Below are 12871 nucleotides of genomic sequence, written 5' to 3' on the forward strand. Positions count from 1 at the left end.
AGAAGGCGGGACCGGGGCGCCGGACGGTGCCACGGTCCCGTCCTAGGGTGTGCCGTGCGCGTCGCGGTGCGCCTTCGCCAGTTCCGCGTACCTCGTCCCGTTGAGCGTCAGTCCCGCACGCTCCTCCTCCGTGAGCTCCCGCCGGACCTTCGCCGGGACCCCCGCGACGAGGGAGCCCGGCGGTACCTCCATGCCCTGCGGCACCAGCGCCTGTGCGGCCACCAGGGAACCGGCGCCGATCACCGCGCCGTTGAGCACCGTGGCACCCATGCCGATCAGGCAGTCGTCCCCGACCGTCGCCCCGTGCACCACGGCGTTGTGCCCGATGGAGACCCGCTCGCCGACGGTGACGGGGAAGCCGGGGTCGGCGTGCAGCGTGCAGTTGTCCTGGACGTTGCTGCTCGCGCCGACGGAGATGCTCTCCACGTCACCGCGCAGGACCGCGCCGTACCAGACACTGGTGCCAGCCCGCAGTGTCACGTCCCCGATCACCGTGGCGGTGGGTGCCACGAAGGCCTCCCGGTCCACCTGCGGCTCCCTGCCGCCGATACCGGTGATCAGTGCCCTGTGCGTCATCGTCGCCTCCTGGTCGGGTGTTGTCAGGCACCGTACGCCGGCACGGTGGGGTGAAGATCACAGGGCGTCCGGCTCTTCGGCGGCACGCCCGCCGACTACGGTGAGCGAGTGCCGAAGAGCAGGAACACGTTCTCGTCCCGGCTGCGCCGCCTCGCGCAGCGCGCCGTCCACGTGGGCTGGGCGTGGGCGCAGCGCACGGGCTCGGTGACCGCCGAGCACCCCGGTCGCTTCCGGTTCGGCGCGATGGGAACGGGCACCAGGCTGGCCTTTCCGCTCGGCACCGTCTTCGGTGAGCCCTGGATCCACCTCGGCGCCCACTGCATCATCGGCGAACAGGTCACCCTCACCGCCGGCCTGATGCCCGGTCTGGAGCTGGGCCCCGCCCCGATCCTGCGCCTCGGTGACGGCGTCGTCCTGGGCCGCGGCAGCCATGTCATCGCCGACACCACCGTCACCATCGGCAGCGACTGCTACTTCGGGCCGTACGTCTACATCACGTCCACCAACCACTCCTACGACGATCCCCACGAGCCCATCGGCAAGCAGTGGCCGCGGATGGACCCGGTGGAGATCGGTCCCGGCTGCTGGATCGGCACCGGGGCGGTGATCCTCCCGGGCGCGCGGATCGGGCGGAACGTGGTGGTGGCCGCGGGCGCGGTGGTCCGGGGCACGGTGCCCGACCACGCCGTGGTCGCGGGCGCCCCGGCCCGCGTCGTACGCCGCTGGACCCCGGCCGACGGATGGCAGCCGCCGCTGCGCACTCCGGCACCGGTGCCGATCCCGGAGGGCGTCACCCCGGAGCAACTGCGGGCACTGGCGACGCTGGACGCCGAGGACGTCAAGGACGTCAAGGAACCAGCCCGGCTGGTCGAGCTGGAGCCCGAGGGCTGACCCCGTCCTCAGCGGGCCGGCGGCCAGGGCGAAGGCCGCTGTCACGGAGAGCCGCGCAGTACAGTTCGGTGGACGATCGGGTGCACCGCACCGCAGTCGAAGTCGGGTGCACCGCACCGCAGTCGAACGAGTTGAACGCTGTCATCCGGAACATGGGACGGAACGTGTCGGATCTCGAGCTGCTGACCCAGTCGCTGGCGCGCAACGTCAAGCGCTGGCGCACCGAACGGGCCTTCACCCTGGACGCGCTCGCGGCGCGGGCCGGAGTGAGCCGCGGCATGCTCATCCAGATCGAGCAGGCCCGCACCAACCCGAGCATCGGCACCGTCGTCAAGATCGGCGACGCGCTCGGCGTCAGCATCACCACCCTGCTCGACTACGAGCGGGGCCCCAGGGTCCGTATCGTCCCCGCCGACCGGGCCGTGCGGCTCTGGCACACCGAGGCCGGCAGCTGGAACCGGCTGCTCGCGGGCACCGAGGCCCCCGGACCGGTGGAGATGTGGGACTGGCGTCTCATGCCGGGCGAGAGCAGTGACTCCGACCCGCACCCGGTCGGCACGGTCGAGCTGGTCCACGTCACGGCCGGAGAGCTGACGCTCACCGTCGACGGCGTGGAGCACCGCGTCCCGGCCGGCGCCAGCGCCTCCTTCGAGGCCGACACCCCGCACACCTACGGCAACCAGGGCGGCGAACCCATGGAGATGGTCATGGCGGTCTCGGTCCCGCCCGTGCGCTGAGACGCCCCACCGGCGCCCGCCGAGCGGCTGTTACGGTGCCGCCATGCGCGCACCCATCGGCTCCTTCGACCACGCCACCCCCGCTCCCGACTGCCTCGACGAACTCACCGCGCCGGTCGCCGCGGCCGTCCGAGCCTGGAACGGCAGCGTCCCCGCCGAGCAGATCCTCTACGTCGACACGGACCCGCGCTGGGCCGACACCGCCGTCTTCGTGGAGCACTACGGCCAGGACCTGCTGGAGCGGTCGGCGAACTGCGTGGTGGTGGCGGGCAAGCGCGGCGGCGAAACCACCCTCGCCGCGTGCGTCGTCCTGTCCACCACCCGGGCCGACGTCAACGGAGTCGTGCGCCGCCGGCTCGGTGCCCGCAAGGCGTCGTTCGCCCCGATGGACACGGCCACGGAGGAGAGCGGCATGGAGTACGGGGGCATCACCCCGATCGGACTCCCGGCCGACTGGCCGGTGCTGGTGGACGCGGCCGTCGTCGACCTGCCGTACGTGCTGGTCGGCAGCGGGCGCCGGCAGGGCAAACTCCTCGTGCCGGGCAAGGCCTTCGCCGAACTGCCGGGTGCGGTCGTGCTGGAAGGACTGGGAGTGGCCTGAGCGGGGCGTCGCGCCCCGCTCAGGCGGAGCCGGGACGCGCCGGTCACGCCGTCGCGTGGTGGGCCAGGGGCAGGTGCGGGTCCCGCTCGCCGGGGACGGGTTCCGGGTCGGCGTGGACCAGGGCCGCGGTCAGCCGGGGCACGGCGTGCAGCAGGGTGTGCTCGGCGTCGACCGCGATGCGATGGGCCTCCCGCACCGTCGCCCCGCCGTCCACCACGACCGCCACCTCGGCGCGCAGCCGGTGCCCGATCCAGCGCAGCCTCAGCTCACTCACGCCGCGTACTCCGGGGACCCGGGTCAGTGCCTGCTCCGCCCGGTCCACGAGCGCCGGGTCGACGGCGTCCATCACCCGCCGGAACACCTCCCGCGCGGCGTCCCTCAGCACCAGGGCGATCGCCGCGGTGATCACCAGTCCCACGACCGGGTCCGCGAGCTGCCACCCCAGAGCCGATCCGCCGGCCCCCAACAGCACGGCGAGTGAGGTGAACCCGTCCGTCCGGGCGTGCAGTCCGTCGGCGACCAACGCGGCCGAGCCGATGGCACGGCCGACCCGGATGCGGTAGCGGGCCACCCACTCGTTGCCCGCGAATCCGACGAGTGCGGCCACGGCAACCGCCGGGACGTGGTCCACGGGACGCGGATCGAGCAGCCGGTCCACCGCCGTCCAGCAGGCGAACGCCGCGGAGGCGGCGATCGCCAGCACGATCGCGATGCCGGCCAGGTCCTCGGCCCGGCCGTAGCCGTAGGTGAAACGGCGGGTTGCGGCGCGCCGGCCCAGCACGAAGGCGAGGGCGAGCGGTACGGCGGTCAGCGCGTCCGCGGTGTTGTGCACCGTGTCGCCGAGCAGCGCGACCGAGCCCGAGGCGGCCACCACGACCGCCTGGGCCAGCGCCGTCACGCCGAGCACCACCAGCGAGATCCACAGCGCCCGCAGGCCGCGGGCCGAGGACTCGAGGGCGGAGTCGAGCTTGTCCGCGGTCTCGTGGGAGTGCGGGGTGAGCAGGTGGCGGAGACGATGACGCGGGGACGTACCGGGGTGCGGGTGCGGGTGCGGGTGCTCGTGCCGGACGCTCATGTGGATCCCCTTCCGGTGGGCGGGGTGGACGGGGTGCCGCCCAGGGGACCATTATGTGCGTATGAGCGCACGCATGCACCTGTCACCTGCGCACGATGCGCACCCGCGCACCCCCGGCGACCAGCAGTTCACGCTCGCGGCGGAGCTCCTCGCCCTGCTCGGCGACCGCACCCGGCTGATCCTGCTGCACACCCTGACCGGCGGCGAGGCCGACGTCGGCACACTCACCGAGGCGTGCGGGGCGGCGCGACCCGCGGTCAGCCAGCACCTGGCACGGCTGCGCCTCGCGGGGCTGGTGGACACGCGGAAGGAGGGCCGCAGGGTGATCTACTCACTGCGCGACGGACATCTGCGCCGGCTGGTGGACGAGGCGCTGAACGTGGCCGACCACCGGATCGGCGGCCGTCCCCCGCACGACTGACGGCAGCAGCGGGCGCAGACGCCTCGTGCCGTGCACCTCGGCCCGGGCCGACGGGGCCCGCGGCAGGCACCGTCGTGCGCGGAAGGAGCACACTGGCAGGAGAGGGATGTGCAGTGTGGCAGTGCACGTTCACTGGAGGTGATCCGGATGCCCAGGACCCGGTCGCATTCGCGGTACGCCCCGGACCGGGGCCTCACCACCCGCATGGTGACGACGATGTTCCTGATCGGACTGCTCTATGTCGTCTTCGTCGGCGTTCTGCTGGCCCTCCTGAAGAACGCGTGGCCCGTCATCCTGCTGTTCGCGGGCGTCCTGTTCGTCGCGCAGTTCTGGTTCAGCGACCGGATCGCGGCCTTCAGCATGGGGGCGCGCGAGGTGACCCCCGAGCAGGCTCCCGGGCTCCACGGCTCCGTGGACCGCATCTGCGCCCTCGCCGACATACCCAAGCCGCGGGTGGCGATCGCCGACAGTGACCTACCGAACGCCTTCGCCACCGGCCGCAACGAGAGAACGGCCCTCGTGTGCGTCACCACGGGTCTGCTCCGCCGTCTGGAACCGGAGGAACTGGAGGGCGTCCTCGCCCATGAGCTGTCGCATGTCGCCCATCGGGACGTCGCCGTGATGACCATCGCGTCGTTCCTGGGTGTCCTGGCCGGTTTCATGACCCGCGCCGCGCTCTACACCGGGCTCGGCCGCACCAGCCGTGACAGCACCACCGCCCTCGTGGCGGTCCTGATCCCCCTGGTCAGTGCCGTCGTGTACGTGATCAGCTTCCTGCTGACCCGGCTGCTGTCCCGCTACCGCGAACTGTCCGCCGACCGCTCCGCCGCGTTGCTCACCGGCCGGCCGTCCGCACTCGCGTCCGCGCTCACCAAGGTGACCGGCGAGATGGCGAGGATCCCGACGAAGGACCTTCGCCGGGCAGAGCCGTTCAACGCCTTCTGGTTCGCACCGGCCTTCTCCTCCCGGGAGAGCCTGAGCCGGCTGCTCTCCTCCCACCCCACCCTCGAACAGCGCCTCGACCAGCTCGGCCGGATCTCGGCCCAGCTCGGCCGGGCATGACGATCCATGGAGGTGCCGTGCCGTGGGACTCCTCGACACCATCCTCGGCCGCAGCAAACCGGTGCGCCCGGACCTCGACCAGCTCTTCAGCCTGCCCGCGGCCGCGATCACCGTGCAGGCGGGGGCGGGGTTCACACCGACCGGGACCGGATCGGTCTGCTTCGCGAGCGTGGAGGGCGGCGCCTTCGACCGGCTCCAACAAGAGGTACGGGACCTGCTCGACGCCGACACCGGCCGGGGCGGCACGCCCGTCGAGTACACCAAGGACGCGTACGGGTACACGTGGCTCCTCGTCCATCAACCCGCCGACGACACCGCCTCACTGGTCAACGATCTGCACGCCGTCAACACGCTCCTCCAGGACGCGGGCTTCGGCCCGCAACTCCTCTGCTCCCTGATCGGGTTCCGGGCCACGTCGGACCCCCGGGCCCTGGCGCTGGTCTATCTCTACAAGCGCGGCACCTTCTACCCGTTCGCACCGCTCCCCGACGGCACGGAGCGGCGCGACAACGCGTTGGAACTCCAGATCAGGGCACTCCTCGCGGACGACCTGCGCATCGAGGACGATCTGGCCCGCTGGTTCCCGGTGTGGGGCGCCCCGGGTCTCACGGGGCCCCGGCCCTGAGGCCTGCCGCCGGCCCGGCCCCGGTCAGCCCAGCCGCGGTATCTCGATCGCCGGACAGCGGTCCATCACCATGTCCAGGCCCGCCGCGCGGGTCCGCTCGTAGGCCGCCTCGTCGACGACGTCCAGCTGGAACCACACCGCCTTGGCGCCCTTGGCGACGGCCTCGTCCGCGACCGCTCCGGCCAGTTCGCTGTTCACGAACACGTCGACGACGTCCACCTCGAAGGGGATGTCCGCGAGCGAGGCGTACCCCTGCTCGCCGTGCACCGTCTCGGCCTTCGGATGCACCGGCACCACCCGCTTGCCGAAGCGCTGCAACACCTGGGCGACGCCGTACGCCGCGCGCTGCCGGTTCGACGACAGGCCCACCACGGCCCAGGTGTCGCCCGTCTCGGACAGGATTCTGCGGACCGTGGCACCGTCACCGTACATGGACGCCTCCTGCGGATACGTGATCTCGATGCTGTGACAACCCCATGAGCACCGCGACTATTTCGCTTCGGCGAGCACCGCCCGGTGCCCTCCACCGGGCGGTGGGGACCGCCTGCCCGGAGCGATGTCCGTACCACGATCGATGTACGGCGTGTTCACGCGGAGTACGAGCGGGTGACTGCGTGGGCGGGACGTCGCCGCGACCTTCACCGTCCGGGAGCGCGAGGTGGTGCACTGGTCGCGGCCGGGCTGTCGAACGACCAGGTCGCCGCGCGGCTGGTGATCTCCCCGCTCACGGCCAAGACGCGCATCGCTCGGGCGATCACCGAGTTCCTCCGAGGATGCCCCGGCCTTCAGGCCGAGGTGGGGGTACCTCCCGCTTGCGGGGGAGAATCGGACTCCTGCGGAGCAGGGCAGGGAAAGCCGAACCGCCGTCAGGGCGATTCGGTGTCTGTCTCGGCGGCGGTGCGCTCGCCCTCCAGGCGGTAGACGATCTCGGAGTTGAGTGACCTGCGGGCGGACTTGGCCTGAGCGGCCAGCCACGCGTGAAGGTCGGCGGGCAGCCGGAGCGTGATGCGCTTCTCTTCATCCATGGTCCAAGACTAGTGGTTCCCTGACGTCTGTTCAGTGGTACGGTGACACCATGACGACGCGACAGGGAGCAGGGCAGGACGCCGGGCACGCCCGGTACACCTACCGGCTGCGCGTGTCGTCGACCGCCCGCACCGCGCTCCTTGCTGAATGGGACCGCTGCCGGTGGCTGTGGAACGAATGTGTTGCCAAGTCCCGGCAGGTACACGCCCACAACCGCGCGCACCCGACGACAAGCTGACGTGCGGTCCGGCGCAGCTCGACAAGATGCTGACCGAGGCCCGCAACAAGCTGCCGTGGCTGCGGGACGGCGCGAGCGTCCCGCAGCAGCAGACGATCCGGGACTTCGCCACGTCCCGCTCCAAAGCGCTGAAGGACATCGAGAAGCAACTGCCGGTCAGGCAGCGCGCGGGCATGCCCCGGCACAAGCGCAAGCGTGACGCCGAGCCGACGCTGAACTACACCAAGCGCGGGTTCCGGCTGAAGGCTGGCCGCCTCCACCTCTCGGGCGGCATCGCCCTGACCGTGGTGTGGTCGCGGGAACTGCCGTCCGCTCCGTCGTCGGTGCGGGTGTACCGGGACAGTGGCGGCCACTGGTACGCGTCGTTCGTCGTCGCCACCGAAGTGCAGCCACTCCCCGAAACCGGCGCCGTGCTCGGTGTCGACTGGGGCGTCAAGGAGACCGCCACCACCACATCGGACGCGCACGACCTCCCGCACGCCCAGCACGGGCGCAAGGCACAGGCCAAGCTGACCCGGTACGACCGGATGATGGCCCGCCGTAAGCCCGCCGAGGGGCAGGCCGCCTCCAGTGGGTACCGCGAGGCGAAGAAGCTGCGCGCCAACGCGTACCAGAAGGTCACCCGGCAGCGGCAGGACACCGCCCGCAAGTGGGCGAAACGCGTCGTGACCGACCACGACGCCATCGCCGTCGAGGACTTCCGCCCGAAATTCCTCGCCAGGACCACCATGGCCCGCAAAGCGGCGGACGCCGCGATTGGCGCCACCAAGACGGCCCTGATCGAGATGGGCCGCAAGCACGGGCGGGACGTCCGCCTCGTGCATCCCGCGCACACCACCATGGACTGCGCATTGTGCGGAGCGAGAATCAAGCACGCACTGCCGCTGTCGGAACGTACCTACACCTGCACCACATGCGGAACCGTGTCCCCCAGGGACAAGAACTCCGCACACATGATGCTGGTCCGGGCTGGTCTCAACCCGGTTGGTGCTGAGGGCGTAAGACCTCTGGGGGCGCTGCTCCCGAAGGCGGCCTGAGCCAGGAATCCTCTCCCTCCGGGGAGGGGAGGATGTCAAGAAACTGGGCGTCCGCGACCGTGTCCAGCTTGTCGTCCTGGCCTACGAGACCGGGCTGATCCAGCCCGGCCACACTGCCGGGGACGCCCTGCCGGAAGGCCGCTGACCTCCGAAAGCTCCAGGCTCGGCACCGAGGATCGTGGCACTGACAGCACCCGCGCGAAGCCGACTCGCCGGCTCGGCGCCACAGTCACGGATTCTTGCCGTGCCCTGCCGCCGGACGGCTCGACCGGCAGGGCACGGCAGTGCGGTGATTTTCGGGGGCGAGGGTAGGTCCCGGACGGCACGACGGGCCCGAAAAGCGTGCGAGATGCCTGCGCGGGCCCGCTCGTGCGCCTACGCTCGCCTCGTGCTGCGCATCACCGACGCCCGGACCGGCGAACCCGTGGACGCCACCCCCGCCCGGCGGGGCCTCACCCGTGTCGAGGCCCACACGCGCGGATTCGATCCGACGAACCTGCGGGTGCTGCTCGTCGCCGACCTGCTCGTGCGTGCCCTGGAACTCGGCGGCACCCCGGTGTGGGCGCTGCTCGTGGGCGAACGGGACCTGCCCGAACTGCGCGCGGCGGGCGCGGCCCTCGGCGTACGGCCCTTCGAGGACAGCCGGGACGCCGGCACGGGGCTGGGCGAGGCCCAGGTCCTGCACGTGGTGAGCGAGGGCGGCGAGACGCCCGACGGAGTCCGGGTCGCCGTCGCGCCCGTCCGTCCGGAAGCCCCCGGCGTATCGGACGGCACCGACCCGACCGTTCTGCGTCTAGCCCTGCTCGCGCCCCCCAGGAGCAGTCCGCTGCGGCTCGACCCGGCCGCCCTGGACGACGCCACCGGCACCCTCGCGCGCTGGCGCGGCGCGGTCGCCGCCTGGGCGCACCGGCCCTCGCGGCCCATCCCCGACGCGGTGCGCGCGGACCTGCGCACCGCCTGGGAGGACGACCTGGACGCGGGCGGCGTCCTCCGCGTGCTGCGGGAGGTGGAGAGCGCACCGGACCTGCCGGACGGAGCCCGCTTCGAGACGTACGTCTACGCGGACCGGCTGCTCGGCCTCGACCTCGCCCGAGACCTGGGATCCCCGGCGTGAGCGGGACGGCGGGGACGACCGGGGCGACCGGGGCGACCGGGCGCACCGGTGCGGGCCGGGCGCGACGGCTGGTCGTCCTGCGGCACGCCAAGTCCGCCCTGCTCGACGGTGTCGCCGACCGGGACCGCCCGCTGGCCGCGCGCGGCCGCCGGGACGCGCCCGCCGCCGGACGCGTGATCGCCGAGACCACCGGCCTGCCCGGTCTCGTGCTGTGCTCCACCACCGTCCGCACCCGCGAGACCTGGGAGCTGGCGGCGGCGCAGTGGGACACGTCCGTGCCGGTCCGGCACGAACCGCGGCTGTACGCCGCCGACGTCCCCGCACTCCTGGCCGTGCTGCACGAGGTGCCCACCGATGTCGGCACCCTGCTGCTGATCGGCCACAACCCGGGCCTGGCCGACCTCGTCGTGACACTGGCCGGCGACGGCGTGGACGACACGCTCGACCGGGTCCGCACCAAGTTCCCGACCTCCGCGATCGCCGTACTGTCCTGGCGCGGTGCCGGCTGGCCGGACCTCCTCCCCGGCACCGCCCTGCTGACCGCCATGACCGTGCCCCGGGGCGCCGCATAGGCTGGCCGGATGCAGGACGAGTACCGCACCGTCGCCCGCGCGGGTGTGCACGAGACCGAGATCAACCGCTCCCGCTTTCTGTGCGCCCTCGCCCCGGCGGCCACCGAGCAGGAGGCGCGGGAGTTCGTCGCCGCCGTCCGCAAGGAGCACGCCGACGCCACGCACAACTGCTGGGCGTACGTCATCGGCGCGGACGCCTCCGTCCAGAAGGCCAGCGACGACGGGGAACCCGGCGGCACCGCGGGCGTCCCCATGCTCCAGATGCTGCTGCGCCGTGACATGCGGTACGTCGTCGCGGTCGTCACCCGCTACTACGGGGGCGTCAAGCTCGGCGCGGGCGGGCTGATCCGCGCGTACGGCGGCGCCGTCGGCGAGGCACTGGACACCGTCGGCACGCTCACCCGCCGCCGGTTCCGGCTGGCCACGCTGACGGTCGACCACCAGCGGGCCGGCAAGATCCAGAACGACCTGCGCTCCACGGGGCGCACGGTGCGGGACGTGCGCTACGCCGAGGCGGTCACGATCGAGATCGGCCTCCCCGACTCCGACGTGGACGCCTTCCGGTCCTGGCTCGCGGACGCGACGGCCGGGACCGCCCGCTTCGAGCTGGGCGGCGAGGCATACGGGGACGCGTGACCACCGGGGTGCATTGCGGGCCTCGGGTGCATAACGGGCACATGGGTCCCGGGTCATGACAGGGCAATACGGGAGTCACCGGCCGTGCCGTCGGACCCGGCCGTTACTCTCGGGGGTCATGAGGCTGCTGCACAAACTTTCGAGGTGCTGCTTACCGTAAGTGCGCTGATTCGACAAAGGTGCAGGTCAGGAGGATGTCGCTCCGTCAATGAGGGGCTCGTCGGTGGTGCCGGTGCTGGTTCGGTGCTGACCTGTGGGCACCCCTCGTCATCCCTGGTGACCTGTCCCGTGCTGGTTCCGTGCTGAGCGGGAAGGGCTTCGAGTTCCGGGCGGTGGAGCGAGGTCTGGCAGCCGCCCGGTTCGCGGTCGCCGAGCCGGTGGGTTTGGTGAGGCGGCTTCTGATGGACCGGTTTTCATGTGCCTGCGTCGGTAACGCCCACCCCACGACAGTTGTCCCCGGCAAGCGGAGCTGTGAGCGGCGTTTCGATCCGCGTCGATCGTGCCGGACGCGATGCGTCAGGCGACTCGTTGCCGGGCTCGGGGAGGAATGAGGAGCGTGTGCAGGCTTGTGTCGTCCCGGTCCGTGGTGATGTGAGGAGACCCTTGCCCTGTTCCGTCACTCTGATGTCCGTCGGGAGTGACCATGCCTGACACCGATCTTCTGCGTGCCGGCCGTGACGGTGATCAGTTCCACTGTCACTGATCTCTTCTCGTCGCTCGCCCAGCGGCGGGGTTTCCAGGAGTACCTGACCGGGCTGCTGCTGCGGGACCGGAACAAGACGGTCACGGCCCTGGCCGGAGCCGCCCCGGTGGCCAAGGCTCAGCATCCGGCGGTGCACGGCCGCAGTTCTTCCTGTCCGAATCCACGGGGGAGCACGAGCGGGTCAACGCCCGGCGCCTGGAGCTGCCGCGGGCCGATGCAGCGACCGCCCTGCAGGCGGGCGGGGTGCTGGTGGTCGACGACTCCGAGGGCCGTAAGGACGGCACCACGACCGCGCACGTCGGGCGGCAGTGGCTGGGACGCTACGGCAAGACCGACAACGCCGTGGTCACCGTGACCACGCTGTGGGCCGGCGAACGCCTCTGCTGCCCGCTGCACGTGTTGCCCTGCACCCCGGTCCACCACTTCGCCGGTGGCCGAAGCGACCCGGCCTTCCGCACCAAGTGGCGGATCACCACCCGGCCGGCCGGGCTCGGGCCGCCGGATTCCCCTTCCGCGCCGCGGTGGCCGACGGCGCCTACGGCGACCAGGCCCGCACCCCGGTGGACGCCGCCCGCGAGCCGGCCTGGGGTGGTCAGGAGGAGCCCGGCGCGTGGACGCCCGGTCGTGCTTCCGCGACGGACACAGCGCCACCGGGTGGGCCACCGACGCCACGCTCGGTTTCTGGGGACCGGACGGGATCCCCCGGCTGGTGGTGGCCGCCACCGATCCGGCCACCCTGCCGGAGAAGGCCATCTGGTACCCGGCCACCGGTCTGCCCCGGCCCGGCGGCCCGCGCGCCGTCGAGTCCCCCTGTCCGCCCGCCGAGTACGAACGCGAGTGGTGGTGGCGACAGGAAGCCACCCGCAGTCCGCCTGAAACAAGATCACCGGACTCTACGAAAATCGGGGCAGTTCAATCTGGAGCGCACCGGGGATTTCAACGAGGTCCTCGCCGGTTTCCTCGCCCAGCTCCCCTCGCTGCCGTAATGTGTGCCGCTCGAAAAGTCATCGTCGCCGGTCAAGCGATGCAGCGGTACTCGCTGATCATGCCGTCGAGGATCTGGGTCCGCAGCACTCGGCGGGCGTTGAGGTCGTGCACCGTGGCGGCGGGCCGTTCCTCGGCGTCAGGCGGGGGTTGCTGTCGGGCTTGCTGAGGTCGGTGGGCGTTGCAGTGCCGCTGCAGGCGGCCAGGACCTGGCGGGCGTGGGCCCCGGTCACGATCAGGACGTGGTCGAGGGCCTCGCGCCGGATGCTGCCGATGATTCTCTCGCCGTGGGCGTTCATCCGAGGGGTCCGTGGCGCGCTCTTGACGACGTCCAGGTCCTCGGCTCGGTGAGCCGGAGGTGCTGCACACCGAGCACGAGCGCATCCTCCAAGCCCTGCGCGACCACTCGGCCGAGGTGGCCCGTGCCGAGATGCGCGCGCACCTCCAGCGAAGCCTGGAGCAGCGCCTTCACACGCTAGTCAACGGGGACGGGAACGCCGGCCAGTGAATGCCCCGCCGGGGACGGGTCACACCTCGTCCCCGGCGAGCTGCCGGCTGCCGTCCACCGGGCCG

General features: G+C 71.9%; 15 protein-coding genes and 3 pseudogenes. 14 read left to right on the forward strand and 4 right to left on the reverse strand.

Going from position 1 to position 12871, the window contains the following annotated elements:
* Positions 1 to 42: 42 nt before the first annotated feature.
* Complete coding sequence (locus JL475_RS00805) at positions 43 to 576, reverse strand: gamma carbonic anhydrase family protein (RefSeq protein WP_202273990.1); 534 nt, start codon at positions 574 to 576, stop codon at positions 43 to 45.
* 108 nt (positions 577 to 684) lie between these two features.
* Here JL475_RS00805 and JL475_RS00810 point away from each other — a divergent pair, with 108 nt between their 5' ends.
* The 3 genes from JL475_RS00810 (at position 685) to JL475_RS00820 (ending at position 2805) form a co-directional block, all read left to right on the forward strand.
* On the forward strand, positions 685 to 1467 hold the full coding sequence (locus tag JL475_RS00810) for an acyltransferase (RefSeq protein ID WP_202273991.1): 783 nt from the start codon (positions 685 to 687) through the stop codon (positions 1465 to 1467).
* Positions 1468 to 1631: 164 nt separating this feature from the next.
* Positions 1632 to 2204, forward strand: coding sequence for a helix-turn-helix domain-containing protein (locus tag JL475_RS00815; protein WP_202274585.1), 573 nt, complete (start codon positions 1632 to 1634; stop codon positions 2202 to 2204).
* 43 nt (positions 2205 to 2247) lie between these two features.
* Positions 2248 to 2805, forward strand: a complete 558-nt coding sequence (locus tag JL475_RS00820) for a YbaK/EbsC family protein (protein WP_202273992.1) — start codon at positions 2248 to 2250, stop codon at positions 2803 to 2805.
* Between the two features lie 43 nt (positions 2806 to 2848).
* On the opposite strand, the gene JL475_RS00825 is transcribed toward JL475_RS00820, so the two are convergent.
* Entirely contained in the window at positions 2849 to 3880 is a 1032-nt protein-coding gene (locus tag JL475_RS00825) for a cation diffusion facilitator family transporter (protein WP_202273993.1), read from the reverse strand.
* A gap of 61 nt (positions 3881 to 3941) precedes the next feature.
* On the opposite strand from JL475_RS00825, the gene JL475_RS00830 reads away from it, so the two are divergent.
* From JL475_RS00830 to JL475_RS00840, 3 genes are all read left to right on the forward strand, one after another.
* Positions 3942 to 4301 (forward strand): metalloregulator ArsR/SmtB family transcription factor, encoded by a 360-nt coding sequence (locus JL475_RS00830; protein ID WP_202273994.1) that lies wholly within the window; start codon positions 3942 to 3944, stop codon positions 4299 to 4301.
* 147 nt (positions 4302 to 4448) lie between these two features.
* Positions 4449 to 5363: a zinc metalloprotease HtpX gene (gene htpX / locus JL475_RS00835; RefSeq protein WP_202273995.1), complete on the forward strand. Its 915-nt coding sequence runs from the start codon at positions 4449 to 4451 to the stop codon at positions 5361 to 5363.
* Positions 5364 to 5385: 22 nt separating this feature from the next.
* The gene (locus JL475_RS00840; protein WP_202273996.1) at positions 5386 to 5988 is read left to right on the forward strand and encodes a hypothetical protein; all 603 of its coding nucleotides are present in this window, start codon (positions 5386 to 5388) and stop codon (positions 5986 to 5988) included.
* A 24-nt stretch (positions 5989 to 6012) separates the two neighbouring features.
* Here JL475_RS00840 and JL475_RS00845 read toward each other — a convergent pair whose 3' ends face one another.
* On the reverse strand, positions 6013 to 6420 hold the full coding sequence (locus JL475_RS00845; protein ID WP_202273997.1) for a CoA-binding protein: 408 nt from the start codon (positions 6418 to 6420) through the stop codon (positions 6013 to 6015).
* Positions 6421 to 6628: 208 nt separating this feature from the next.
* On the opposite strand from JL475_RS00845, the pseudogene JL475_RS39670 reads away from it, so the two are divergent.
* Positions 6629 to 6750: pseudogene (locus tag JL475_RS39670) on the forward strand (LuxR C-terminal-related transcriptional regulator); the annotation flags it as partial.
* Positions 6751 to 6854: 104 nt separating this feature from the next.
* Here JL475_RS39670 and JL475_RS00850 read toward each other — a convergent pair.
* On the reverse strand, positions 6855 to 7013 hold the full coding sequence (locus JL475_RS00850) for a toxin-antitoxin system HicB family antitoxin (RefSeq protein ID WP_202273998.1): 159 nt from the start codon (positions 7011 to 7013) through the stop codon (positions 6855 to 6857).
* Positions 7014 to 7063: 50 nt separating this feature from the next.
* Between JL475_RS00850 and JL475_RS00855 the strand changes: the two are divergent.
* The 7 genes and pseudogenes from JL475_RS00855 (at position 7064) to JL475_RS00880 (ending at position 12806) form a co-directional block, all read left to right on the forward strand.
* Positions 7064 to 8289 (forward strand): annotated as a pseudogene (locus tag JL475_RS00855) (RNA-guided endonuclease InsQ/TnpB family protein).
* A gap of 34 nt (positions 8290 to 8323) precedes the next feature.
* A pseudogene (locus JL475_RS41400) lies at positions 8324 to 8434 on the forward strand (DNA-binding response regulator); the annotation flags it as partial.
* 204 nt (positions 8435 to 8638) lie between these two features.
* Positions 8639 to 9403: a hypothetical protein gene (locus JL475_RS00860; RefSeq protein ID WP_202273999.1), complete on the forward strand. Its 765-nt coding sequence runs from the start codon at positions 8639 to 8641 to the stop codon at positions 9401 to 9403.
* Positions 9404 to 9471: 68 nt separating this feature from the next.
* Positions 9472 to 9975 (forward strand): histidine phosphatase family protein, encoded by a 504-nt coding sequence (locus JL475_RS00865; protein WP_237405908.1) that lies wholly within the window; start codon positions 9472 to 9474, stop codon positions 9973 to 9975.
* Positions 9976 to 9984: 9 nt separating this feature from the next.
* Positions 9985 to 10611 carry a YigZ family protein gene (locus JL475_RS00870; protein ID WP_202274001.1) on the forward strand — a complete coding sequence of 209 codons (627 nt, stop codon included), beginning with the start codon at positions 9985 to 9987 and terminating at the stop codon, positions 10609 to 10611.
* Positions 10612 to 11515: 904 nt separating this feature from the next.
* Positions 11516 to 12190: a hypothetical protein gene (locus tag JL475_RS41650; protein WP_368860221.1), complete on the forward strand. Its 675-nt coding sequence runs from the start codon at positions 11516 to 11518 to the stop codon at positions 12188 to 12190.
* Between the two features lie 466 nt (positions 12191 to 12656).
* Positions 12657 to 12806 carry a hypothetical protein gene (locus JL475_RS00880; RefSeq protein WP_202274002.1) on the forward strand — a complete coding sequence of 50 codons (150 nt, stop codon included), beginning with the start codon at positions 12657 to 12659 and terminating at the stop codon, positions 12804 to 12806.
* Positions 12807 to 12871: the final 65 nt, after the last annotated feature.

This window comes from Streptomyces sp. M2CJ-2, assembly GCF_016757295.1.
In the GTDB taxonomy this organism is placed as follows: Bacteria; Actinomycetota; Actinomycetes; order Streptomycetales; family Streptomycetaceae; genus Streptomyces.